General features: G+C 73.0%; 22 protein-coding genes. 15 read left to right on the top strand and 7 right to left on the bottom strand.

Annotated features, from left to right (window positions below):
• Nucleotides 1–28: 28 nt before the first annotated feature.
• From AB0E88_RS14340 to AB0E88_RS14325, 4 genes are all read right to left on the bottom strand, one after another.
• Entirely contained in the window at nucleotides 29–601 is a 573-nt protein-coding gene (locus AB0E88_RS14340; protein WP_361629260.1) for a putative glycolipid-binding domain-containing protein, read from the bottom strand.
• Between the two features lie 62 nt (nucleotides 602–663).
• The gene (locus AB0E88_RS14335) at nucleotides 664–3,060 is read right to left on the bottom strand and encodes a Tex family protein (RefSeq protein WP_361629257.1); all 2,397 of its coding nucleotides are present in this window, start codon (nucleotides 3,058–3,060) and stop codon (nucleotides 664–666) included.
• A 184-nt stretch (nucleotides 3,061–3,244) separates the two neighbouring features.
• Nucleotides 3,245–3,376: an LPFR motif small protein gene (locus AB0E88_RS14330; protein ID WP_361629254.1), complete on the bottom strand. Its 132-nt coding sequence runs from the start codon at nucleotides 3,374–3,376 to the stop codon at nucleotides 3,245–3,247.
• Nucleotides 3,377–3,782: 406 nt separating this feature from the next.
• Nucleotides 3,783–4,652: a hypothetical protein gene (locus tag AB0E88_RS14325; RefSeq protein WP_361629251.1), complete on the bottom strand. Its 870-nt coding sequence runs from the start codon at nucleotides 4,650–4,652 to the stop codon at nucleotides 3,783–3,785.
• Between the two features lie 129 nt (nucleotides 4,653–4,781).
• Between AB0E88_RS14325 and AB0E88_RS14320 the strand changes: the two genes are divergently transcribed.
• Nucleotides 4,782–5,741 (top strand): GlxA family transcriptional regulator, encoded by a 960-nt coding sequence (locus AB0E88_RS14320; RefSeq protein ID WP_361629248.1) that lies wholly within the window; start codon nucleotides 4,782–4,784, stop codon nucleotides 5,739–5,741.
• 10 nt (nucleotides 5,742–5,751) lie between these two features.
• Complete coding sequence (locus AB0E88_RS14315; protein ID WP_361629245.1) at nucleotides 5,752–6,387, top strand: DJ-1/PfpI family protein; 636 nt, start codon at nucleotides 5,752–5,754, stop codon at nucleotides 6,385–6,387.
• Between the two features lie 99 nt (nucleotides 6,388–6,486).
• On the opposite strand, the gene AB0E88_RS14310 is transcribed toward AB0E88_RS14315, so the two are convergent.
• Nucleotides 6,487–7,236: an enoyl-CoA hydratase/isomerase family protein gene (locus AB0E88_RS14310; protein ID WP_361629242.1), complete on the bottom strand. Its 750-nt coding sequence runs from the start codon at nucleotides 7,234–7,236 to the stop codon at nucleotides 6,487–6,489.
• Between the two features lie 314 nt (nucleotides 7,237–7,550).
• On the opposite strand from AB0E88_RS14310, the gene AB0E88_RS14305 reads away from it, so the two are divergent.
• Nucleotides 7,551–8,060: an ATP-binding protein gene (locus tag AB0E88_RS14305; RefSeq protein WP_361629239.1), complete on the top strand. Its 510-nt coding sequence runs from the start codon at nucleotides 7,551–7,553 to the stop codon at nucleotides 8,058–8,060.
• Between the two features lie 208 nt (nucleotides 8,061–8,268).
• Here AB0E88_RS14305 and idi read toward each other — a convergent pair whose 3' ends face one another.
• Both idi and AB0E88_RS14295 read right to left on the bottom strand, forming a co-directional pair.
• Entirely contained in the window at nucleotides 8,269–8,865 is a 597-nt protein-coding gene (gene idi, locus AB0E88_RS14300; RefSeq protein WP_361629236.1) for an isopentenyl-diphosphate Delta-isomerase, read from the bottom strand.
• A gap of 209 nt (nucleotides 8,866–9,074) precedes the next feature.
• A complete protein-coding gene (locus AB0E88_RS14295; protein ID WP_361629233.1) occupies nucleotides 9,075–10,019 on the bottom strand; it encodes a cation diffusion facilitator family transporter in 945 nt (314 codons plus the stop codon).
• A 715-nt stretch (nucleotides 10,020–10,734) separates the two neighbouring features.
• Between AB0E88_RS14295 and AB0E88_RS14290 the strand changes: the two genes are divergently transcribed.
• The 12 genes from AB0E88_RS14290 to AB0E88_RS14235 all read left to right on the top strand — a co-directional run bounded on the left by AB0E88_RS14290 (nucleotide 10,735) and on the right by AB0E88_RS14235 (nucleotide 22,918).
• Complete coding sequence (locus AB0E88_RS14290) at nucleotides 10,735–12,585, top strand: DUF5941 domain-containing protein (RefSeq protein WP_361629230.1); 1,851 nt, start codon at nucleotides 10,735–10,737, stop codon at nucleotides 12,583–12,585.
• Entirely contained in the window at nucleotides 12,582–13,334 is a 753-nt protein-coding gene (locus tag AB0E88_RS14285) for a phosphocholine cytidylyltransferase family protein (RefSeq protein ID WP_361629227.1), read from the top strand. The genes AB0E88_RS14290 and AB0E88_RS14285 overlap by 4 nt, the downstream gene beginning before the upstream one ends.
• Nucleotides 13,322–14,383, top strand: a complete 1,062-nt coding sequence (locus tag AB0E88_RS14280; protein WP_361629224.1) for an iron-containing alcohol dehydrogenase family protein — start codon at nucleotides 13,322–13,324, stop codon at nucleotides 14,381–14,383. Before AB0E88_RS14285 ends, AB0E88_RS14280 begins: the two co-directional genes overlap by 13 nt.
• 13 nt (nucleotides 14,384–14,396) lie before the next feature.
• On the top strand, nucleotides 14,397–15,140 hold the full coding sequence (locus AB0E88_RS14275; protein WP_361629221.1) for a CDP-alcohol phosphatidyltransferase family protein: 744 nt from the start codon (nucleotides 14,397–14,399) through the stop codon (nucleotides 15,138–15,140).
• An 11-nt stretch (nucleotides 15,141–15,151) separates the two neighbouring features.
• Nucleotides 15,152–16,024 carry a glycosyltransferase gene (locus tag AB0E88_RS14270; protein WP_361629338.1) on the top strand — a complete coding sequence of 291 codons (873 nt, stop codon included), beginning with the start codon at nucleotides 15,152–15,154 and terminating at the stop codon, nucleotides 16,022–16,024.
• Nucleotides 16,025–16,126: 102 nt separating this feature from the next.
• A complete protein-coding gene (locus AB0E88_RS14265; protein ID WP_361629218.1) occupies nucleotides 16,127–17,056 on the top strand; it encodes an ABC transporter permease in 930 nt (309 codons plus the stop codon).
• On the top strand, nucleotides 17,049–17,828 hold the full coding sequence (locus AB0E88_RS14260; RefSeq protein ID WP_361629215.1) for an ABC transporter ATP-binding protein: 780 nt from the start codon (nucleotides 17,049–17,051) through the stop codon (nucleotides 17,826–17,828). The genes AB0E88_RS14265 and AB0E88_RS14260 overlap by 8 nt, the downstream gene beginning before the upstream one ends.
• 330 nt (nucleotides 17,829–18,158) lie before the next feature.
• Nucleotides 18,159–19,094 carry a squalene synthase HpnC gene (gene hpnC, locus AB0E88_RS14255; protein WP_361629212.1) on the top strand — a complete coding sequence of 312 codons (936 nt, stop codon included), beginning with the start codon at nucleotides 18,159–18,161 and terminating at the stop codon, nucleotides 19,092–19,094.
• Nucleotides 19,091–20,041: a presqualene diphosphate synthase HpnD gene (gene hpnD, locus AB0E88_RS14250; RefSeq protein ID WP_361629209.1), complete on the top strand. Its 951-nt coding sequence runs from the start codon at nucleotides 19,091–19,093 to the stop codon at nucleotides 20,039–20,041. The genes hpnC and hpnD overlap by 4 nt, the downstream gene beginning before the upstream one ends.
• Nucleotides 20,038–20,352, top strand: a complete 315-nt coding sequence (locus AB0E88_RS14245) for a DUF6380 family protein (protein ID WP_361629206.1) — start codon at nucleotides 20,038–20,040, stop codon at nucleotides 20,350–20,352. Before hpnD ends, AB0E88_RS14245 begins: the two co-directional genes overlap by 4 nt.
• Nucleotides 20,349–21,782, top strand: coding sequence for a hydroxysqualene dehydroxylase HpnE (gene hpnE / locus AB0E88_RS14240; RefSeq protein ID WP_361629203.1), 1,434 nt, complete (start codon nucleotides 20,349–20,351; stop codon nucleotides 21,780–21,782). The genes AB0E88_RS14245 and hpnE overlap by 4 nt, the downstream gene beginning before the upstream one ends.
• Complete coding sequence (locus AB0E88_RS14235; protein ID WP_361629335.1) at nucleotides 21,782–22,918, top strand: polyprenyl synthetase family protein; 1,137 nt, start codon at nucleotides 21,782–21,784, stop codon at nucleotides 22,916–22,918. The genes hpnE and AB0E88_RS14235 overlap by 1 nt, the downstream gene beginning before the upstream one ends.
• Nucleotides 22,919–22,963 lie beyond the last annotated feature (45 nt).

Genomic DNA, 22,963 nt, shown 5'->3' with positions numbered 1-22,963 from the left:
GCCGACGAGACGATCTTCCCTCACCCGGTTATTCCGCCGCGATCCGCGTCGCCAGCTGGGGATAGTGGACGACGAAACCCTCCGCGTCGATCTCCAGGTCGCTGCGGAACGAGCCGGAGGCGTAGCGGACGCGGCCGGCGCCCTCGGGGAGGCGGGCGAGGTGGGTGTAGGTCTGGCGGGACGGGCGTACCACCAGGCCCGGCACCGAGACCCAGGCCATCAGGAACTCCTGCTCGCCGGCCGCCCGGTGCAGGGCGTGCCGCAGCACCGGCATGGTGTTGGTGAGCGGGCTGAGCCCGAGGTCGCAGTCGAGGGCGCCGGTCAGCGCGTGCAGCGGCTCCCCGTCGGCGCTCCAGCCGCCCCGTCCGTCGTAGCGCAGCTCCAGCGTGCGGGTGCGGGCGGCGGTCTCCGCGGTCACCCGCAGCCGCCGCGTGACGAAGTCCTCCGCGGTCTCCAGCTCGTAGGAGATCCAGTACGGCTCCGGCGTCGTGCCGACCGCCCGCCCCCGGGCGTGCAGGGCGCCCTGGCCGCAGTCGACCCACGCGGTCTCGAACCCACCGCTGGCCGGCACGTCCCAGGTGAACACACGCGAAGTGGTCATACGGCCACTGTACGAGCGCGCCCGGTTCCTGGAAGCGGAACCGGGCGCGCCCGCGGCGGGTCCTAGCGGCGGCCCTTCTTGTCGCCGCCGCCCAGCAGGCCCGCGCGGCGCAGCGCGTCGGCCATGGCGCTGTTCGCGGGGGCCGCAGCCTGCCGGCCGCCACCGCCACCGCCCGCGCCCCCGCTGCCGCGGCCCTGGCGCTGCTGCGGCGGCCGCCCGCCGCGCTGCCGGCCGCCGCCGGACGGCGCGGCGGACTTCTCCTGCGGGGCTGCCTCGTCGTCGAGGCGCAGCGTGAGCGAGATCCGCTTGCGCGGGATGTCCACGTCGAGGACCTTCACCTTCACGATGTCGCCGGGCTTGACGACGTCACGCGGGTCCTTGACGAAGGTCTTCGACATCGCGGACACGTGCACCAGGCCGTCCTGGTGGACACCGACGTCGACGAAGGCACCGAAGGCCGCCACATTGGTGACGACACCCTCCAGGATCATCCCCGAGCTCAGGTCGGAGATCTTCTCCACGCCCTCCTTGAAGGTGGCCGTCTTGAAGGCGGGCCGCGGGTCGCGACCGGGCTTCTCCAGCTCCCTGAGGATGTCGGTGACGGTCGGCAGACCGAACGTGTCGTCGACGAACTCCTGCGGCCTCAGCGAGCGCAGCACCGACGTGTTGCCGATCAGGGAGGCGACCTCCTGGCCGGTGGTCTTCACCATGCGGCGCACCACCGGGTAGGCCTCCGGGTGCACGCTGGAGGCGTCCAGCGGGTCGCTGCCGCCGCGGATGCGCAGGAAGCCCGCGCACTGCTCGTACGCCTTCGGGCCGAGCCGCGGCACCTTCTTCAGCTCCGCCCGGGAGGTGAAGGGGCCGTTGGCGTCGCGGTGCGCGACGATGTTCTCGGCCAGCCCGGAGGTGATGCCGGAGACGCGGGCCAGCAGGGGCGCGGACGCGGTGTTCACGTCGACGCCGACGCCGTTCACACAGTCCTCCACGACCGCGTCCAGCGAGCGGGACAGCTTCACCTCGGACAGGTCGTGCTGGTACTGGCCGACACCGATCGACTTCGGGTCGATCTTCACCAGCTCGGCCAGCGGGTCCTGCAGCCGGCGCGCGATGGACACCGCGCCGCGCAGCGACACGTCCATGTCGGGCAGCTCCTGCGAGGCGAACGCCGACGCCGAGTACACCGACGCGCCCGCCTCCGACACCATCACCTTGGTGAGGTTCAGCTCCGGGTGCTTGGCGATCAGCTCGCCGGCGAGCTTGTCGGTCTCGCGGGACGCCGTGCCGTTGCCGATGGCGATCAGCTCGACCGCGTGCTCCTTCGCGAGCCGGGCCAGCTTGGCGATGGCCTCGTCCCACCGGTTCGCCGGGACGTGCGGGTGGATGACGTCCGTGGCGACGACCTTGCCGGTGGCGTCGACGACGGCGACCTTCACGCCGGTGCGGAAACCGGGGTCGAGGCCGAGCGTCGCGCGCGTGCCGGCCGGGGCGGCGAGCAGCAGGTCCCGCAGGTTGGCGGCGAAGACACCCACGGCGTCGTCCTCCGCGGCCGTGCGCAGCCTCAGGCGCAGGTCGATACCGAGGTGGACGAGGATGCGGGTGCGCCAGGCCCAGCGGACGGTGTCCTTCAGCCACTTGTCGCCGGGCCGCCCGCGATCGGCGATCCGGAACTTCGCGGCGACGATCCCCTCGTACGACGACGGTCCGTCCGTGGGCTCCTCGGGCTCCAGGACGAGGTCGAGGACCTCCTCCTTCTCGCCGCGCAGCATCGCCAGGATCCGGTGCGAGGGCAGTTCGGTGAACGGCTCGGCGAAGTCGAAGTAGTCGGCGAACTTGGCGCCCGCCTCCTCCTTGCCCTCGCGGACCTTGGCGGCCAGCCGGCCCCGCACCCACATGCGCTCGCGCAGCTCGCCGATCAGGTCGGCGTCCTCCGAGAACCGCTCGGTGAGGATCGCGCGGGCGCCGTCCAGGGCGGCCTGCGGATCGGCGACGCCCTTGCCGGCGTCGACGAACGCCGCGGCGGCCGCGAGCGGGTCGACGGACGGATCGCCGAGCAGCCCCTCGGCCAGCGGCTCCAGACCCGCCTCACGGGCGATCTGCGCCTTGGTGCGCCGCTTGGGCTTGTACGGCAGGTAGATGTCCTCCAGCCGCGCCTTGGTCTCCGCGCCGCGGATCTGCGCCGCCAGCTCGTCGGTGAGCTTGCCCTGCTCGCGCACCGATTCGAGGATCGCCGTGCGGCGCTCCTCCAGCTCTCGCAGATAGCGCAGCCGCTCCTCGATCGTGCGCAGCTGCGCATCGTCGAGCATCTCGGTCGCTTCCTTGCGGTAGCGGGCGATGAAGGGCACCGTCGAACCGCCGTCGAGCAACTCGACGGCGGCCTTCACCTGCCGCTCCCGTACGCCGAGCTCCTCGGCGATCCTGCCTTCGATGGACCCTACTTCGATGGATCCGGGTGTCGTCACGATCCCGTACCGCCTTCTCCACATCGGGTTGCGCGGCAATTGTGGCAGGCGGCGCCGACAACGCGGATCAGGGCGTGGCCCCGGCGGGGCGGGATCGTGCGCGTGGGCGGGGCCGGGAGGGCGGGGAGGGCCGGGACGGGCGGGCGGTGGTCACCGTTTCACCGGCCCGCCCCGCCCCCTGGGCTCAGGCGCCATGTCCCCGGGCCGTGCTGGAGGCGCCGCCGAACAGGCGGGCCACGGCGCGGAACGGCAACGTCACGACGGTGGCCACCGCCGACCCGATCTGGCGCAGAACATCTGCGATCGCACGGAACACGTAGATCCCCTTTGCTCGTCCGGGACTGTTGTCCCGCACCGGGTACCGCGCCGCACCGCCCCCATGCCCGGGCCTGCACGTGAGCCCGCGCCCGGGCCTTCACCCGAGCCCATGCCGGGCCTGTGCCCATGCCCGGTTCTGAGCTCATGCCGGGGCCTGCGCTCATGCCGGGCCTGCGCCCGAACCCATGCCCGCGCCCGAGCCCCATGCCCGCGCCCGAGCCCCATGCCCGAGCCCCATGCCCGCGCCCGAGCCCCATGCCCGCGCCTGTGCCCATGCCTGTGCCCAGGCCCGCGCCTGCGCTCAAGCCGTGCCCGCGTCCGGGCCCATGCCCGCCCGGCGCCCGAGCCGTGCCCGCGCCTGCGCCCTCGCCGGGCTGCGCCTCAGTCGCTGCCCGGTCCGCGGCTCAGCCCTTGCCGACCAGGTCCGCCGGGAAGGCGCCCGCGAGGGCGGCGGTGCGGGCGAAGGTGCCCGCGAGGTCGGTCAGCCGCGCGACGCCCTCCGCGCCCAGGTGCTCGTAGGGCGCCCGGTCCAGCCGGTCCGTCTGCTCCTCGATGTCCGCGCGCAGCGCCACGCCCTGTTCGGTCAGCTCCCCGGACGCGTCGAGCAGGCCGCGCTCACGCAGTCGCCCCTGGGCCGCCTCCCAGTCCGCGCGCGTCCAGCCGCGCGTGGTGAACACCCAGGACGGCGTCATGCCCTTGCCCGTCGCGGTGTGGGTCACCACGGCCTCCAGACCGTCCAGCTCGGCCGCCAGCAGCACCGCGAGGTGCCCGTCGCCCCGGTGCTCGCGCAACAGCGTCGCCGCGTGCCAGAACGCCAGGTGCGGCTCCTCCGGCACCGGCAGGTCCGCGTGGGCGGCGTACAGCGGCCGCCCGGGGCGGGAACAGGCCTCCGCGGCCCGCAGTGCCAGCCGTGCCGCCTCGGTCATCCCGTCCGAGGCGATCGTCTCCTCGCCCAGCAGCCGGCGCAGCGAGCCGTCGACGGCACGCGCGCGTGCGGCGAGCACCTCGGCGGGCGCGGCCGTGGACCACACCGCGGGCACATGCTCGGCGACCAGGTCGTACCGGTAGTTGTAGAAGGCCGCGGCGACCGTGCCGGCGCCCACCGGTCCGAGCGCCGCCGAACGGACGGCGAAGTTGGCCGCCCGGGGGTGCGTGATGCCCAGCGCGCCGAGCTCCTTCCCCAGTTCGGGCGCGAAGTAGTGCGTGGCGTGCAGTGTGTTGAGCGCGTTGTGGCACCGGCGGCCGGCGCGCGGTGCAAGGACGGCAGTAGTCATGGCGGGCACGTTACCGACCAGTCGGTATCCGGCTCCAGTCCCGTGCGTCTCCCGCGTCGGCGGGGCATGGCAGAAAAGGTGGGAAACTCGTCGTTGCCGCCATCACGCCGCTGCCGAAGAATCGTCGGCATGGCGCAGCGAACCGTTCTCTTCGTGCTCTTCGACGGCGTGCAGAGCCTCGATGTCACCGGCCCCCTGGAGGTCTTCGCGGGCGCCGGGAACCATACGCCGGGCAGCTACCGCCTGCGGACGGCGTCCCTGGGAGGCGCCCCCGTGCGCACCTCCAGCGGCCTGCTCCTCGTACCGGACGAGGCGCTGGAGGACACGCCCGATCCGCACACCCTGCTCGTCCCCGGCGGCCAGGGCACCCGCAGCCCCGACCCGCACCTGGTCGACTGGCTGCGCCGGCACGGACCGCGGGCACGGCGGCTGGTCTCGGTGTGCACCGGCGCGATCCTGCTCGCCCGGGCCGGCCTGCTGGACGGCCGGCGCGCCACCACGCACTGGGCGTACTGCGACACACTCGCCCGGGACCACCCGGACGTCCGGGTCGACCCCGACCCCATCTACGTCCGTGACGGCCACGTGAGCACCTCCGCCGGTGTCACCTCCGGCATCGACCTCGCCCTCGCTCTGGTGGAGGAGGACCTCGGCCGGGGCGCCGCGCTCACCATCGCCCGCCACCTGGTGGTCTTCCTGCGCCGGCCCGGGAACCAGGCGCAGTTCAGCGCCCAGCTCGCCGCGCAGACCGCCTCCCGCGAGCCACTGCGCGAGGTGCAGCAGTGGATCAGCGAGCACCCGGACGGCGACCTCGGCGTGGAGGCACTCGCGGCCCGCGCCCGGCTGTCGCCGCGTCACTTCACGCGCGCGTTCCAGGCCGAGACCGGCACGACACCCGGCCGCTACGTCGACCGCGTCCGTCTGGAGCACGCCCGCCGTCTGCTGGAGGACACCGCGGACGGCGTGGAGGAGGTCGCCCGCGCCAGCGGCTACGGCACCCCGGAGGCCATGCGGCGCGCCTTCGTCAAGGCCCTCGGCGCCTCCCCGGCGGAGTACCGCCGCCGGTTCCGACCCGCCACCACCCATTGAAAGGACCCTCATGCAGATCGCCGTGGTCGTCTACGACCGTTTCACCGCCCTCGACGCCGTCGGACCCTACGAGATCCTCAGCCGCCTGCCGGACGCGCACGTCGACTTCGTCGCCCAGGAGCCGGGCGCCGTCCGTACCGACACCGGTTTCCTCGCCGTCACGGCCGACCGGGCTCACCGGGAGGTCCCGAGCCCCGACGTCGTCGTGGTGGCGGGCGGCCCCGGCACGTTCGACCAGGCGGGGAACGAGGCCCTGGCGGAGTGGCTGCGCACGGCCGACGCGACCAGCACGTGGACGACCTCGGTGTGCTCCGGGTCGCTGCTGCTGGGCGCCGCCGGCCTGCTGCGCGGCCGCCGCGCCACGAGCCACTGGGCGGCGCTGGACCTCCTGCGGCAGTACGGAGCCGAGCCCACCGGGCAGCGGGTGGTCTTCGACGGCAAGTACGTCACCGCCGCCGGGGTCTCCTCCGGCATCGACATGGCGCTCGCCCTGGTCGGCCGGATCGCCGGTGACGAGCACGCGCAGGCCGTACAGCTGCTCACCGAGTACGACCCGCAGCCTCCCTACGACGCCGGGTCACCCGAGAAGGCTCCCGCGCACCTCGTCGAGGAGTTCCGCACGGCGAGCCGTTTCGCGCTGACGTGAGGACCGGCCGGACGTGGGGGGCTGACGTGGAATCTGCCTGACGTGGGAATCTTCCTGAGGGGGAAGCGGTCCGACGCGGGAATCGGCCTGATGTGAGGATCAGCCCGACGTCGTCCACGTGAAGCGCGGCGCGCGGCGCTCCAGGAACGCGGCGACGCCCTCCGCGGTGTCGCCGCTGCCGCGCGCCTGCTCGCTCCAGTGCGCCTCGCGGTCCGTACGGCCGTTCGCGAACTCCTTGGCCGCGGCCTGCGTCAGCTGTGAGCGGGCGGCCAGGACGCGAGTGAACTCGGCGACGCGCTTGTCCAGTTCGCCCTCCGGCAGCAGTTCGTCGACGAGTCCGGTCCGCAGGGCCCGCTCGGCGTCGATCAACTCCCCGGAGAACAGCAGGTACTTGGTGGTCGCCGGTCCGACGAGCGCGGCCAGCCGGCGGGTCGCGGAGGCCGGGTAGACGATCCCGAGCTTCGCGGGTGTCACCCCGAACAGCGCGCCCTGCTCCGCGAACCGCAGATCGCAGGCCGCCGCCAGCTGGGCGCCGCCGCCCACGCAGTGGCCCCGCACCGCGGCCAGTGTCGGTTTGGGGAACGCGGCCAGCGCCTCCTCGGCGAGCACCGCCAGACGCTGGGCCTCCTCGGGGGAGCCCTGGAGCGTGGAGATGTCGGCGCCCGCGCAGAAGGTGCCGCCCTCGCCGGTCAGCACCAGCACCCGCACGTCCGGATCGGCGGCCAGGGTGTCCAGCAGCGGGGGCAGTGCCCGCCACATCGCCGCCGTCATGGCGTTGCGCTTGGCCGGGTGGCGGATGACGACGGTGGCCACCGCGTCGGTGACGCTGTGCTGCAGCTCGGGCTCCATGGGCCGGATGCTATCGGCGCCACCCACCGGAGCCGGAGTGAGGCTGCGCACCGGGGCGAGGTGAAACGTCCCACGCTGGGCGAAGACCCCGCGAACGCCCCGGGCGTGCGGGCCGCGCGGAACCCGTACAACCCGAAGAGTTCCGGAAGGCGGCACGAGGGGGACACGAGCAGTCCCACATCTGACCGTGTCATACGCCAACGGTCACCAATGCTCGATATACGCCTACTTCTGGTCAGCTGTGCGGGGGAGAGGGACGTGTTCTCAACACTCGACGTGTGGTGACAATCGAGCGCAGAGGTGGCGACCGGACGATGGACGATCACGGGCGCGGGTCCGCCCCCCGCCCGGCGGGCGGGACGGACGTCCCCGCCGGCCCGCCGAGACCGGACCCGCTGCCGTACGAGGGCGTGTGGCGGTTCACCGCCCCCGCCGTCGACGCCTCCGTACCGCAGGCCCGGCACGCCGTGCGGGACCTGCTGTACCGCCAGGGCGTCCCGGTCACGTCGGATCTGCTGCAGGGACTGCTGCTGATCGTCTCGGAGCTGGTGACCAACGCCGTCCGGCACGCGGCGCTGCTGTCGCCGATGCTCGCCGTGGAGGTGGCGGTCGGCGCCGAATGGGTGCGGGTGTCCGTGGAGGACAACCACCCCTACCGCCCCACCGCCCTGGAGGCCGACCACGGGCAGCTCGGCGGGCGCGGACTGCTGCTGGTCCGCGAGATCACCCGGGAGGCGGGCGGGGTGTGCGACGTGGAGCACACGGCGAGCGGTGGCAAGGTGATCTGGGCGGCCCTGCCGCTCACGCCCGCGCGCGTGCCGTAACGTTCCTCGCCCGGCCCGGCGGCGCGCCCCCACCGGACCGGGTCGGAACTCACCGGACCGGGTCGGAGCCCACCGGACCGGGTCGGAGCTCACCGACCAGGCCCGGGCTCACCGGACACGGCCGGAGCCCACCGGACCAGGCCAGGGCTCACCGGACACGGCCGGAGCCCACCGGACCAGGCCAGGGCTCACCGGACCGGACGGGACCTCACCAGCCCGCGTTCGGGCCCGTCAGCTCCCTGACCGCCGGGCGCGCCGCGTCCAGCACGGTCATGAACCAGGCCGAGAACGTGTCCTTCGCGTGGCGCTCGGCCAGCTCGGCCGGGGTCACGAAGGCCGTCGCGCCGACCTCCTCCGGATCCGGACGCAGCGCGGACTGCACGAGCCCGACGAAGAGGTGGTTGTACTCCTGCTCCACCAGGCCCGACGCCGGGTCCGGGTGGTTGTAGCGCACCGTGCCGGCCTCGGCGAGCAGCGACGGGGACACGCCCAGCTCCTCGTGGGTGCGGCGGGCGGCGGCGGCGAAGGGCGCCTCACCGGGGTAGGGGTGGCCGCAGCAGGTGTTCGACCAGACGCCGGGGGAGTGGTACTTGCCCAGCGCCCGCTGCTGGAGCAGCAGCCGGCCGGTCTCGTCGAAGAGGAACACCGAGAACGCCCGGTGCAGCTGCCCGGGAGGCTGATGGGCGGCGAGCTTCTCCTCGGTGCCGATCGTCACGCCGTTCTCGTCGACCAGTTCCAGCAAAATCGCGTCCGCGGTGCCGTTCGACGACGAGGTGTGCGTCGCGGTGGCAGGTGTGATCGGCATACCCATCCTTCGCATCGTCCTACGGCCCCCAGTCTGCCGTACATTTCCGGCACTCCCGGCCCTTGACGGCACGCCGCATGTCCCGCGCCGAGGCGGTCCGCGGCCGTGACCGCCCGGTCACCGGAAGGAGGCCCGGTGGTTGATGCTGCCCGGGGCGACGGCCGCGGAACCGTCCTTTCCGGGTGAGCGGGGCGCGGTGGCGGGGGCGCTCAGTGGCAGAGACGCGCCTCGTGCTCCGCGTGACCGCCGGGCTCCAGCTGGAAGGTGCAGTGCTCCACGTCGAAGTGGCCGCCGAGGCACTCCTGCAGCTCGTGCAGCATCTTCTCGTGGCCGATCGCGTTGAGGACCTCGGTGCTGACCACGACGTGCGCGGAGAGCACCGGCAGGCCCGAGGTGATCGTCCAGGCGTGCAGGTCGTGGACGTCCTCCACGCCGTCCAGGGCCAGGATGTGCGTGCGCACCTCCGCCATGTCCACGCCCTTCGGCGCCGACTCCAGCAGCACGTCCAGGGTCTCGCGCAGCAGCTTGACGGTCCGCGGGACGATCATCAGGCCGATGACCAGGGAGGCGATCGGGTCGGCGGCCTGCCAGCCGGTGAGCAGGATCACCGCGGCGGCGATGATCACGGCGACCGAGCCGAGCGCGTCGGCGGCGACCTCGAGGAAGGCGCCGCGCACGTTGAGGCTCTCCGCCTGGCCGCGCATCAGCAGGGCGAGCGAGACGCTGTTGGCGACGAGGCCGAAGACGCCGAAGAAGATCGTGAGCCCGCCCTCCGTCGCGGCCGGGGTGACGAAGCGCTGGATCGCCTCGATGAGGACGTAGCCGCCCACGCCGAGCAGGAGCAGACAGTTGGCCAGCGCGGCGAGGATCTCGGCGCGGGCCAGGCCGAAGGTGCGGCGCTCGCTGGGCGGGCGGTTCGCGAAGTGGATCGCCAGCAGGGCCATGCCGAGGCCGAGGGCGTCGGTCGCCATGTGCGCGGCATCGGCGACCAGCGCGAGGGAGTCGGCGAGCAGACCGCCGACGATCTCGGCCACCATCACGGTGAGCGTGATCCCCAGCGCGGCCCGCAGTCGCCCGCGGTACGCCGCGGTCGCCGTCCCGGCGGTGTGCGCATGCCCGCCGTGACCGTGCGCGTGATCGTGCCCAGCCCCCATGAAAACTCCTCCTGTGAACGCCCGAGCCCCCAGTCAACTACGGGTGGGGGGTATCCGGCAACGCGGCACTGAACACCGTTGTCATGTGCCCTGACCTGCACAAACGATTCCCAGGTCAGGCGGTTGCGGGCGGCTCCGCCGGGTTCTCGGGGTCCAGGGCGCGCCTCGCCGGGAGCGCTCGGCCGAGTGCATACCGTGCCCGCGCTCATGCGGTGCCGGCGGCGCGTCGGCGCCCGGCTCAGCGGCTGCACGCCGAGCCGGACGAGCATCCGCTCCGGCGCTCCGGCGCTCCGTGCGCTCCGGAGCTCCGGCGGCCGGGGGGCGCGGGGCGCGGGGAGTGAGAGCAAGCCTTGCCCGCAGGGAAGCTCCGTGCGGTTCCGCACGCACGGGCAGCGCGCCCGCGGACCACCCGCCCCGGCGCCCGCCCGGCCCGCCCCCGCCCCGCCACACGGACCCCCGCCGCCTCTACCCGTATGTCCCCCGATGCGGTGTCTGTCCAGGGGCGGTTTGTGGGGTGGGGGTTCGATCACCGATGATGATCGCGGCAAAGGGCGGTGCAGTCCGCGTCGATCAGGTGTTGAACGGGCGGTGAACACGCGCTCCGCGGCATCCGATAGCCTCTGCCGACATGCCGCCCGCCTGGTGCACCCAGCGGCACCCCCCACCATGCACACGACCGGCGCCCGACGCGCCGGTGTCCAGGGAGTGAGTTCGGTTGTCGACCGCCATCCTCACCGGCCAGCCGGTCCCCGGAGCGTCGATCGAGGACGACCTGCGGGCGCTGGGTTTCGAGGTGCGGTCGGCCTCGGACGCCGCCGACGCCGAGTCCCTGCTCGCCGCCGTCCCCGGTGACCAGCGCGTCGCCGTAGTCGACGCGCGTTTCGTCGGCCACCTGCACGCCCTGCGCCTCGGCCTCACCGACCCCCGCTTCCCTCTCGCCGCGATCCCCGGTGCCGTCACCGCCCAGCCCGCGGGCCGCCAGGCCCTCACCCGTGCGATGGCCCGCGAGACCTCCGCGTCCGGTGACACCCCGGGCGCCCCGGGCTCCGCGTGCGCCACTCACACCGCCCTGGCCGGTCTCGCCGACCGTGTCACCGCCGCGCTCGACGCCGAGGGCACCGACGTCCACCGCCCCGCGCTCGGCAGTCTCGTCGCCGCCGTACCGGCCGACCCGCAGGCCCGCAACGAGGCACGGCAGGCCGTCGCCGCCGTCGACGAGGAGGCCGTACGCCTGAAGTCGGCGGTGAAGGCCGGCGACGGGTTCTTCACGACCTTCTTCATCAGCCCCTACTCGCGCCACCTCGCCCGCTGGTGCGCCCGGCGCGGCCTCACCCCGAACCAGGTCACCACGGCCTCGCTGCTCACCGCCCTGATCGCCGCGGGCTGCGCGGCCACCGGCACCCGCGCCGGCTTCGTCGCGGCCGCCGTCCTGCTCATCGCGTCGTTCGTGCTCGACTGCACCGACGGCCAGCTCGCCCGCTACTCCCTGCAGTACTCCACGCTCGGCGCCTGGCTGGACGCCACCTTCGACCGGGCCAAGGAGTACGCCTACTACGCGGGCCTCGCCCTCGGGGCGGCCCGCGGCGGTGACGACGTATGGGCCCTCGCGCTCGGCGCGATGATCCTGCAGACCGGCCGGCACATGGTCGACTTCGCCTTCCACGAGGCCACCGACGACGCGGCCCCCGCCACGGCCGGGTCCAAGCCGGCCGCCCCCACCGACCGGCTCGACGGCGTCGGCTGGACCCTGTGGGTGCGCCGCATGATCATCCTGCCCATCGGTGAGCGGTGGGCCATGATCGCGGTCCTCACCGCCGCGACCACCCCGCGCATCACCTTCTACGCCCTGCTCGCCGGCTGCGCCTTCGCCTCTCTCTACACCACGGCCGGCCGGGTGCTGCGTTCCCTGGCCCGCCGGGCCCACCGGGGCACCGACCGCGCCGCGCGCGCGCTCGCGGACCTCGCCGACTCCGGGCCGCTCGCCCACGCCCTCGCCCGCGTGCTGCCGGTGCGGCGGCTGCCCGGCCTCGCCGTCCCCGCGCTCGCCCTGCTGGGCGGCGCCGCGGTCGTCGCCGTCTCCGCGCTGACCGGCCAGGGCACGGCCTGGCCCGCCCTCGCGGCCGCCGGCTACGTCCTGACCTCCGCGCTCGCCGTCGCCCGTCCCCTCACCGGCCCCCTCGACTGGCTCGTCCCCCCGCTCTTCCGCGCCGCCGAATACGTCACCGTGCTCGTGCTGGCCGCGAAAGCGGACGTGAACGGGGCGCTTCCGGCGGCTTTCGGGCTGGTGGCGGCCGTCGCCTACCATCACTACGACACGGTGTACCGCATCCGCGGCGACGCCGGCGCGCCCCCGGCCTGGCTGGTGCGCGCCACCGGGGGACAGGAGGGGCGGACGCTGCTCGTGGCCGTACTGGCCGCGCTGCTCACCGCCCCGCAGTTCAAGGTCGCGCTCACGGCACTGGCCGTGATCATCGCCCTGCTGGTGCTCGCCGAGAGCATCCGCTTCTGGGTGTCCGCCCATCAGGGCGGCGCACCCGCCGTACACGACGAAGGAGAACCCGCATGATCGGCCTCGTGCTGGCGGCCGGCGCCGGACGGCGTCTGCGCCCCTACACCGACACCCTGCCCAAGGCGCTGGTGCCGGTCGGGCCCGAGGGCGCCGAGGACAGCCTCACCGTCCTGGACCTCACCCTCGGCAACTTCGCCGAGGTGGGTCTCACCGAGGTCGCGGTCATCGTCGGCTACCGCAAGGAGGCCGTGTACGAGCGCCGGGAGGCCCTGGAGGCCAAGTACGGCCTGAAGATCACCCTGATCGACAACGACAAGGCCGAGGAGTGGAACAACGCCTACTCCCTGTGGTGCGGCCGTGACGCCCTCAAGGACGGCGTGATCCTCGCCAACGGCGACACCGTGCACCCGGTCTCCGTGGAGAAGACCCTGCTCGCGGCCCGCGGCGACGGCAAGAGGATCATCCTCGCCCTGGACACCGTGAAGTCCCTCGCCGACGAGGAGATGAAGGTCGTCGTCGACCCCGCCAAGGGCGTCCAGAAGATCACCAAGCTGATGGACCCGGCCGAGGCGACCGGCGAGTACATCGGTGTCACCCTCATCGAGGGCGACGCGGCCGCCGAGCTGGCCGACGCGCTGAAGGCCACCTTCGAGCGCGACCCGCAGCTGTACTACGAGGACGGCTACCAGGAGCTCGTCAACCGCGGCTTCCAGATCGACGTGGCGCCGATCGGCGACGTCAAGTGGGTCGAGATCGACAACCACGACGACCTCGCCAAGGGGCGTGTGATCGCGTGCCAGTACTGACCCGGCTGATCCCCACGCCGGTCGTCGTGGACATCCGCCCGGGTGCCCTCGACGACCTGGCGGGCGTCCTCGCCGACGAGCGGATCTCGCACTCCGGGCGGCTCGCCGTCGCCGTCAGCAACGGCTCCGGCGCCCGGCTGCGCGAGCGCATCGCGCCCTCACTGCCCGGCGCGACCTGGTACGAGGTCGGCGGCGGCACCCTGGACGACGCGATCCGGCTGGCCGGCGACATGAAGGGCGGCCGCTACGACGCGGTCGTCGGCCTCGGCGGCGGCAAGATCATCGACTGCGCCAAGTTCGCCGCGGCGCGCGTCGGGCTGCCCCTGGTCGCCGTGCCGACCAACCTCGCGCACGACGGTCTGTGCTCCCCGGTCGCCACCCTCGACAACGACGCCGGCCGCGGCTCCTACGGTGTGCCGAACCCGATCGCCGTCGTCATCGACCTGGACGTCATCCGCGACGCCCCGGCCCGCTTCGTGCGCTCCGGCATCGGCGACGCCATCTCCAACATCTCCGCCATCGCGGACTGGGAGCTGGCCAACCGCGTCAACGGCGAGAAGATCGACGGCCTGGCCGCGGCCATGGCCCGGCAGGCGGGCGAGGCGGTGCTGCGCCACCCCGGCGGCATCGGCGACAACGACTTCCTCCAGGTCCTCGCCGAGGCCCTGGTGCTGAGCGGCATCGCCATGTCCGTCTCGGGCGACTCGCGGCCGTCCTCCGGCGCCTGCCACGAGATCAACCACGCCTTCGACCTGCTCTACCCCAAGCGGGCCGCCAGCCACGGCGAGCAGTGCGGCCTCGGCGCCGCCTTCGCGATGTACCTGCGCGGCGCGCACGAGGCGTCGGCCCACATGGCCGAGGTGCTGCGCCGGCACGGGCTGCCCGTGCTGCCGGGCGAGATCGGCTTCACGACCGAGGAGTTCGTCAAGGTCGTGGAGTTCGCGCCGGAGACCCGGCCCGGCCGCTACACGATCCTGGAACACCTCGACCTCACGACCGACCAGATCAAGGACGTCTACGCCGACTATGTCAAGGCCATCGGTAGCTGAACTCCGCCCGGTCGTGCACCCCGCGGGGGTCAAGGACCGGCGCAGCGGTGAGCACTGGGCGGGCCGCCTCTACATGCGTGAGGTGTCCCTGCGGATCGACCGCTACCTGGTGAACACCAGGGTCACCCCCAACCAGCTCACCTACCTGATGACCGTCTGCGGCGTGCTCGCGGCCCCGGCGCTGCTGGTGCCCGGGATCCCCGGCGCGGTCCTCGGCGTGGTGGCGGTCCAGCTGTACCTGCTGCTGGACTGCGTCGACGGCGAGATCGCCCGCTGGAAGCAGCAGTACTCCCTCGGCGGGGTCTACCTGGACCGGGTCGGCGCCTACCTCACCGACGCCGCCGTGCTGGTCGGCCTGGGGCTGCGCGCCGCCGACCTGTTCGGCAGCGGCCGTATCGACTGGCTGTGGGCGTTCCTCGGCACCCTCGCCGCGCTCGGCGCGATCCTGATCAAGGCCGAGACGGACCTGGTCGGCGTGGCCCGCCACCAGGCCGGGCTGGCGCCGGTCAAGGAGGCGGCGTCCGAGCCGCGCTCCTCCGGCATGGCGCTGGCCCGCAAGGCCGCCGCGGCGCTGAAGTTCCACCGGCTGATCCTCGGTATCGAGGCGTCGCTGCTGATCCTGGTCCTCGCGATCGTGGACCAGGCCCGGGGCGATCTGTTCTTCACCCGCCTCGGCACCGCCGTGCTCGCCGGGATCGCGCTGCTGCAGACGCTGCTGCACCTCGTGTCCGTCCTCGCCTCCAGCAGGCTGCGATGAGCGCCGCGGCCCTGAAGGTCGGCGCGGTCGTCATCACCATGGGCAACCGCCCCGACGAGCTGCGCGCGCTGCTCGACTCGGTCGCGAAGCAGGACGGCGACCGGGTCGAGGTGGTCGTCGTCGGCAACGGCTCACCGGTCCCGGACGTCCCCGCGGGCGTGCGCACGATCGAGCTGCCGGAGAACCTCGGCATCCCCGGCGGGCGCAACGTCGGCATCGAGGCGTTCGGGCCGGGCGGCCGGGACGTGGACATCCTGCTCTTCCTCGACGACGACGGTCTGCTCGCCCGCACCGACACCGCCGAGCTGTGCCGGCAGGCGTTCGCCGCAGACGAGAAGCTCGGCATCATAAGCTTCCGCATCGCCGACCCGGACACCGGCGTCACCCAGCGCCGCCACGTGCCCCGGCTGCGCGCCTCGGACCCGATGCGCTCCTCGCGGGTCACCACCTTCCTCGGCGGCGCCAACGCCGTCCGTACGCGTGTCTTTGCCGAGGTCGGGGCGCTGCCGGACGCGTTCTTCTACGCCCATGAGGAGACCGACCTGGCATGGCGGGCCCTGGACGCGGGCTGGATGATCGACTACCGGTCCGACATGGTGCTGTACCACCCGACGACCGCCCCTTCGCGGCACGCGGTCTACCACCGCATGGTCGCCCGCAACCGCGTCTGGCTGGCCCGCCGCAACCTGCCCGCCCCGCTCGTCCCGGTCTACCTCGGGGTGTGGCTGCTGCTCACGCTGGCCCGCCGCCCCTCCCGGTCGGCGCTGAAGGCGTGGTTCGGCGGTTTCCGCGAGGGCTGGACCACGGCGTGCGGTCCCCGCCGTCCCATGCGGTGGCGTACCGTGTGGCGGCTGACCCGGCTGGGCCGGCCTCCCATCATCTGAGAAGCTCGTTCCCGACGGCACGCCGGCGGCCCGACCCCTGGCCCCCGGCCCGTGCCCAGCCCGCACAGGCTGCGCATCGAAACGAAGACGAAAGTTTCCACTGTGAGTGAGACAACGCATGACGGCACCGTCGCGGTGAGCGCGGCACCGTCGCCCGACGAGGGCCTCACGGCGGCACAGCTCGCCGACCGGTTCGGGCTGTCCGTGAGCGGCGCCCGGCCGCCGCTGAGGGAGTACGTCCGTCAGCTGTGGGGCCGGCGCCACTTCATCATGGCCTTCTCCTCGGCCAAGCTGGCCGCCCAGTACAGCCAGGCCAAGCTCGGTCAGCTGTGGCAGGTGGCCACCCCGCTGCTGAACGCGGCCGTGTACTTCCTGATCTTCGGGCTGATCCTCAAGGCCGACAAGGGCATGTCCCGCGAGGTGTACGTGCCGTTCCTGGTCACGGGCATCTTCGTCTTCACCTTCACGCAGAACTCGGTGATGGCCGGGGTGCGGGCGATCTCCGGCAACCTCGGCCTGGTGCGCGCGCTGCACTTCCCGCGCGCCTCGCTGCCGATCTCGTTCTCGCTCCAGCAGCTGCAGCAGCTGCTCTTCTCGATGATCGTGCTGTTCATCTTCGCGATCGGCTTCGGCAGCTACCCGGACCTGTCCTGGCTGCTGATCATTCCCATACTCCTGCTGCAGTTCTGCTTCAACACCGGGCTGTCGCTGATCATGGCGCGGGCCGGAGCGAAGACCCCGGACCTCGCGCAGCTGATGCCGTTCGTGATGCGGACGTGGATGTACGCGTCGGGCGTGATGTTCTCCATCCCGGTGATGCTCGCCAACAAGCCGCAGTGGATCGCCACCGTCCTGCAGTGGAACCCGACCGCGATCTACATGGACCTGATGCGCTTCGCCCTCATCGACGGCTACGGCGCGGGCAACCTGCCCGACCACGTCTGGGCGGCGGCCGGCGGCTGGGCCGTGCTGTTCGCCGTGGGCGGCTTCGTGTACTTCTGGAAGGCGGAGGAGAGGTACGGCCGTGGCTGAGCAGCAGAGCACCGAACGCGTCCCGACGGTGATCGCGGACGGGGTGCACATCGTCTACCGCGTCAACGGCGCCAAGGGCGGCAAGGGCAGCGCGACCGCCGCCCTCAGCCGCATCGTGAAACGCGGCGAGGAGCGGGGCGTGCGCAAGGTGCACGCCGTGCGCGGTGTCTCGTTCGTCGCCTACAAGGGCGAGGCCATCGGTCTGATCGGCTCCAACGGCTCCGGCAAGTCGACCCTGCTGCGCGCCATCGCCGGGCTGCTGCCCTGCGAGAAGGGCCGGGTCTACACCGACGGCCAGCCCTCGCTGCTCGGCGTCAACGCGGCGCTGATGAACGACCTGACCGGCGAGCGCAACGTCATCCTCGGCGGTCTGGCCATGGGCATGTCCCGCGAGGAGATCAAGGCCCGCTACCAGGACATCGTCGACTTCTCCGGCATCAACGAGAAGGGCGACTTCATCACGCTGCCGATGCGCACGTACTCCTCCGGCATGGCCGCCCGGCTGCGGTTCTCCATCGCGGCCGCCAAGGACCACGACGTGCTGATGATCGACGAGGCGCTGGCCACCGGTGACGCCAAGTTCCAGAAGCGCTCCGAGGAACGCATCCGGGAGCTGCGCAAGGAAGCCGGCACGGTGTTTCTGGTCAGTCACAGCAACAAGTCCATCCGTGACACCTGCGACCGGGTGCTGTGGCTGGAACGCGGTGAGCTGCGCATGGACGGCCCCACCGAAGAGGTCCTCAAGGAGTACGAGAAGTTCACGGGCAAGTGACCCGCCTGCCGCAGGGCCCCGCCGGAACCGGACCGGCGGGGCCCTCGCCGTGCAAAGGAAACGTCAACTCCGGCCAGCATGAGGAATCTTGACGGAAATCGGTGTGTTGTTGTGATGCGCAGGACACCCCGGGGATCCCGGACGCGTTGTACAACGTAAGCTGGAACAGTCCCCAAAGGCGGCAAGTGGGGAGATAATGCGCGACACCCTGCGCCGGGGACGCCGCGCGGGGGGTCGGGCGGCGTGTCCGAAATAGTGTGTATCGGGTCCGCGGTGTAGAACGGGAGATGTGACGGCAATGGCTACGGATACTCCCCAGCTGGGCGCAGCATGTGCCGTCCCCGCCCCGGGCAGCCGGCGGTGACGGACACGGCGACGACGCGACCCCGTACGGATCCGGAGCGCGGCACTCTCGCCAAGGCCGCGGACGAGAACTTCCCCGTGGCCCCCTTCTTCCTGCCCCGGGCCTGGCGGGACGACCTCATGGCGGTCTACGGCTTCGCCCGGCTTGTCGACGACATCGGAGACGGCGACCTCGCCCCCGGTGGCGCCGACGCGGCACTGCTCGGCGTGCCGGACCGCGACGCCGAGGACCCCCTGGTGCTGCTGGACGCCTTCGAGGCCGACCTGCGGCGCGTCTTCGACGGCGTGCCCCGCCACCCGCTGCTGCGCCGGCTCCAGCGCACGGTCCGCCGCCGCGCGCTCACCCCCGAACCCTTCCTCGGCCTGATCGCGGCCAACCGCCAGGACCAGCTCGTCACCCGCTACGAGACCTACGACGACCTCCTCGCCTACTGCGAACTGTCCGCCAACCCCGTGGGCCGGCTGGTGCTCGCCGTCACCGGCACCGCGACGCCCGAGCGGATCCGCCGTTCCGACCAGATCTGCACGGCCCTGCAGATCGTCGAGCACCTCCAGGACGTGGCCGAGGACCTCGGCCGTGACCGCATCTATCTGCCCGCCGCCGACATGAAACGCTTTCACGTCGGCGAGGCGGATCTCGCCGCGGCGAGCGCGGGCGCATCGGTGCGCGCGCTCGTCGCGTTCGAAGCGCAACGCGCCCGCCGGCTGCTGAATGAAGGCGCCCCCCTGGTGGGTAGCGTCCACGGCAGGCTGAAACTGCTGCTCGCGGGGTTCGTGGCGGGGGGAAGGGCGGCGATCGACGCGATCGCCGCCGCCGAATACGACGTACTTCCCGGCCCTCCCAAGCACGGCAAGGTGCAGTTGCTGCGCGAGGTGGGCGTGACCCTGCGAGGAGAGGGGTGATCCGGACCGTGGAGCCTCCGTCACACGTGTCCGCACCGGTACTCGCCGCCTACCGCTACTGCGAGGCGGTGACCGGACAGCAGGCCCGTAACTTCGCCTACGGCATCCGGCTGCTGCCCACGCCCAAGCGGCGCGCCATGTCGGCGCTGTACGCGTTCTCACGCCGCGTCGACGACATCGGCGACGGCGCGCTCGACGACGACGTGAAGGCGGCGCGGCTTCAGGAGACGCGGTCGGTGCTGGGCCGTGTCCGCGCCGGTGAGGTCGGCGAGGACGACACCGACCCGGTCGCGGTCGCCCTCGCCCACGCCGCCGCGCAGTTCCCGATCCCGCTGGGCGGCCTCGACGAGCTGATCGACGGCGTCCTGATGGACGTACGCGGCGAGACGTACGAGACCTGGGACGACCTGAAGGTGTACTGCCGCTGCGTGGCGGGTGCCATCGGCCGCCTCTCGCTCGGCGTGTTCGGTACCGAACCGGGGGCGCGCGGCGCCGAACGCGCGCCGGAGTACGCCGACACGCTCGGGCTCGCGCTGCAGCTCACCAACATCCTCAGAGACGTCCGGGAGGACGCCGAGGGCGGCCGTACCTATCTGCCCGCCGACGACCTCGCCAAATTCGGCTGCTCCGCCGGGTTCCAGGGGCCGACGCCACCGGAGGGCTCCGACTTCGCGGGCCTCGTGCACTTCGAAGTGCGACGGGCCCGCGCCCTTTTCGCCGAGGGCTACCGGCTGCTGCCCATGCTCGACCGGCGTAGCGGCGCCTGCGTGGCGGCGATGGCCGGCATCTACCGCCGGCTGCTGGACCGCATCGAGCGCGAGCCCGAGGCCGTCCTGCGCGGCCGGGTCTCGCTGCCCGGACACGAGAAGGCCTACGTCGCCGTGCGCGGCCTGTCCGGACTGGACGCCCGGCACATCTCCCGGCAGACCGTCAGGAGGCGCGCGTGAAGGAGCCCGCCATGCGGGACGGCATCAGCCGTGCCGCCGGTGACGAGACGGCGCGCCTGTCGGCGGCCGCCCTGACGGATGGCGCGGGCCGCGTCGCCCGGCGGGACGGCGGCCGCGCCGTCACCGCGCACGTCGGCGCGTGCCGCGCCACGCAGAGTGTCGGCCGGCCCACGGCGAGCCGCGGACACGTCCGCGCGCCCGGGGGAGGCGTCCGCGCAACCCTCGCGGTCGCGACGGCGTCCCTGACGGCGACGGCTGACCGCGCGGTGCTCTCCGGGCGGGCGGCGATCGCGGGGGAGGGGGCGCGATGAGCGACACCACGCGGTCCGGGAGACCGCACGCGGACGCGCCGGAGCCGGCCGGCTCCGGGCGGCACGCCGTCGTGGTCGGCGGCGGACTCGCCGGCATCACCGCGGCGCTCGCCCTCGCCGACGCGGGCCTGGGCGTCACCCTGCTGGAGGGCCGGCCCAGACTCGGCGGCCTGGCCTTCTCCTTCCAGCGCGGCGACCTCACCGTCGACAACGGCCAGCACGTCTACCTGCGCTGCTGCACCGCCTACCGCTGGTTCCTCGACCGCATCGACGGCGCCGCGCTGGCTCCGCTCCAGGACCGCCTCGACGTGCCCGTGGTCGACCTCGGCAAGCCGGCGGGGCGGCGGCTCGGCCGGCTGCGCCGCGACGCCCTGCCCGTACCGCTCCACCTGGGCCGCAGCCTCGCCACCTACCCGCATCTCTCGCTCGCCGAGCGGGCGAAGGTGGGACGGGCCGCACTGGCGCTCAAGGGACTCGACCTCACCGACCCGGCCCTGGACACCCGGGACTTCGGCAGCTGGCTGGCCGAGCACGGCCAGTCGCCGCGCGCCGTGGAGGCCCTGTGGGACCTGGTCGGGGTCGCCACCCTCAACGCGGTCGCCGGCGACGCCTCCCTCGCGCTCGCCGCGATGGTGTTCAAGACCGGCCTGCTGTCCGACCCGGGCGCGGCCGACATCGGCTGGGCGCGCGTCCCCCTGGGCGATCTGCACGACCGGCTGGCCCGCAAGGCGCTCGACTCCGCGGGCGTGCGCACCGAAGTCCGTACACGCGTCACCTCCGTCTGTGAAGACGGAAACGGACGCCTGCGCGTTCAGGTTCCCGGCGAGACGCTCACCGCGGACGCCGTCGTCCTCGCCGTAGCGCAGCGCGAGACCCACGACCTGCTGCCGCCCGGCGCGCTCGACGCGCCCGAGGAGCTGCTGCGGATCGGGACCGCGCCGATCCTCAACGTCCATGTCGTCTACGACCGCAAGGTGCTCGACGCGCCCTTCCTGACCGCGCTGGGCACCCCGGTGCAGTGGGTCTTCGACCGCACGGAGTCGTCCGGGCTGCGTTCGGGGCAGTACCTCGCGCTGTCCCAGTCGGCCGTGCACGACGAGATCGACCTGCCCGTCGCCGAGCTGCGCGCACGCTATCTGCCCGAGCTCGAGCGGCTGCTGCCGGGCACCCGCGGCGCCGTGGTGCGGGACTTCTTCGTGACCCGGGAGCGCACCGCCACGTTCGCTCCCACCCCCGGCGTCGGGCGGCTGCGGCCCGGCGCCCGCACCAGAACCCCCGGCCTGTACCTGGCCGGAGCGTGGACCGCCACCGGGTGGCCCGCGACCATGGAGAGTGCGGTCCGCAGCGGTGTGAGCGCGGCGGAGGCCGCCCTCGGCGCCCTGGGCCGGCCCCGCCCCCGCCGTCTCTTCCCCGTGGAGGAGGCGGCGTGATGCTCGGCGAGCGCGGCGAGGCAGGCCCCCGCACCCCCGGTACCGCAACAAGAGGAGTAACTGTGCCCCCTGTCCCCCCGGCCTCGACGGCCGCTCGTGCCACCGAGGTGGACGTGGCCGCGCTGTTGGAGCGCGGCCGGACACTGGCCACGCCGGTACTGAGGGCGGCCGTCGACCGCCTGGCGCCTCCCATGGACACCGTCGCCGCCTACCACTTCGGCTGGATCGACGCGGCGGGCAACCCGTCCTCCGGCGACGGCGGCAAAGCGGTCCGTCCCGCCCTGGCCGTGCTGTCCGCCGAGGTCACGGGGGCGGCGCCACAGACCGGTGTACCCGGCGCGGTCGCGGTCGAACTCGTGCACAACTTCTCCCTGCTGCACGACGACCTGATGGACGGCGACGAGCAGCGCCGCCACCGCGACACCGTGTGGAAGGTGCACGGCCCCGCCCAGGCCATCCTCGTCGGCGACGCCCTGTTCGCGCTGGCCAACGAGGTGCTGCTGGAACTGGGCACCACCGACGCCGGCCGCGCGACGCGGCGCCTGACCACCGCCAGCCGGTCCCTGATCGACGGTCAGGCCCAGGACATCTCCTACGAGCACCGCGACCGCGTCAGCGTCGAGGAGTGCCTGGAGATGGAGGGCAACAAGACCGGCGCCCTGCTCGCCTGCGCCAGCTCCATCGGCGCGGTCCTCGGCGGCGCCGACGACCGCACCGCGGACACGCTGGAGAAGTACGGCTACCACCTCGGCCTGGCCTTCCAGGCCGTCGACGACCTCCTCGGCATCTGGGGCGACCCCGACGCCACCGGCAAGCAGACCTGGAGCGACCTGCGCCAGCGCAAGAAGTCGCTGCCGGTCGTGGCCGCGCTCGCGGCGGGCGGCTCGGCGTCCGACCGGCTCGGCGACCTGCTCGCCGCCGACGCCAAGGCGAGCGACTTCGAGAACTTCTCCGAGGAGGAGTTCGCGGAGCGCGCCCGCCTGATCGAGGAGGCCGGCGGCCGGGAGTGGACCGCCGAGGAGGCCCGCCGCCAGCACACCATCGCCATCGAAGCCCTCGACGCCATCGACATGCCCGACCGGGTACGGGCGCAGTTCACGGCGCTCGCCGACTTCGTCGTCGTACGAAAGAGATGATCACTATCGGGCGGACCACCACCCTCGCGTAGTCGCCGGCCGGCA

It is taken from the genome of Streptomyces sp. NPDC028635 (assembly GCF_040637635.1).
Taxonomy (GTDB): Bacteria; Actinomycetota; Actinomycetes; order Streptomycetales; family Streptomycetaceae; genus Streptomyces.
Note: the sequence above shows the minus strand (reverse complement) of the source record. Positions and strands in the feature narration are given on the sequence as shown.

What these genes read in the sequence shown, in the direction of transcription:
- AB0E88_RS14340 (WP_361629260.1), bottom strand. Translation starts at nt 601, where the DNA reads ATGACCACTTCGCGTGTGTTCACCTGGGACGTGCCGGCCAGCGGTGGG.
- AB0E88_RS14325 (WP_361629251.1), bottom strand. Translation starts at nt 4,652, where the DNA reads ATGACTACTGCCGTCCTTGCACCGCGCGCCGGCCGCCGGTGCCACAAC.
- AB0E88_RS14320 (WP_361629248.1), top strand. Translation starts at nt 4,782, where the DNA reads ATGGCGCAGCGAACCGTTCTCTTCGTGCTCTTCGACGGCGTGCAGAGC.
- AB0E88_RS14315 (WP_361629245.1), top strand. Translation starts at nt 5,752, where the DNA reads ATGCAGATCGCCGTGGTCGTCTACGACCGTTTCACCGCCCTCGACGCC.
- AB0E88_RS14310 (WP_361629242.1), bottom strand. Translation starts at nt 7,236, where the DNA reads ATGGAGCCCGAGCTGCAGCACAGCGTCACCGACGCGGTGGCCACCGTC.
- AB0E88_RS14305 (WP_361629239.1), top strand. Translation starts at nt 7,551, where the DNA reads ATGGACGATCACGGGCGCGGGTCCGCCCCCCGCCCGGCGGGCGGGACG.
- idi (WP_361629236.1), bottom strand. Translation starts at nt 8,865, where the DNA reads ATGCCGATCACACCTGCCACCGCGACGCACACCTCGTCGTCGAACGGC.
- AB0E88_RS14295 (WP_361629233.1), bottom strand. Translation starts at nt 10,019, where the DNA reads ATGGGGGCTGGGCACGATCACGCGCACGGTCACGGCGGGCATGCGCAC.
- AB0E88_RS14285 (WP_361629227.1), top strand. Translation starts at nt 12,582, where the DNA reads ATGATCGGCCTCGTGCTGGCGGCCGGCGCCGGACGGCGTCTGCGCCCC.
- hpnC (WP_361629212.1), top strand. Translation starts at nt 18,159, where the DNA reads ATGTGCCGTCCCCGCCCCGGGCAGCCGGCGGTGACGGACACGGCGACG.
- hpnE (WP_361629203.1), top strand. Translation starts at nt 20,349, where the DNA reads ATGAGCGACACCACGCGGTCCGGGAGACCGCACGCGGACGCGCCGGAG.
- AB0E88_RS14235 (WP_361629335.1), top strand. Translation starts at nt 21,782, where the DNA reads ATGCTCGGCGAGCGCGGCGAGGCAGGCCCCCGCACCCCCGGTACCGCA.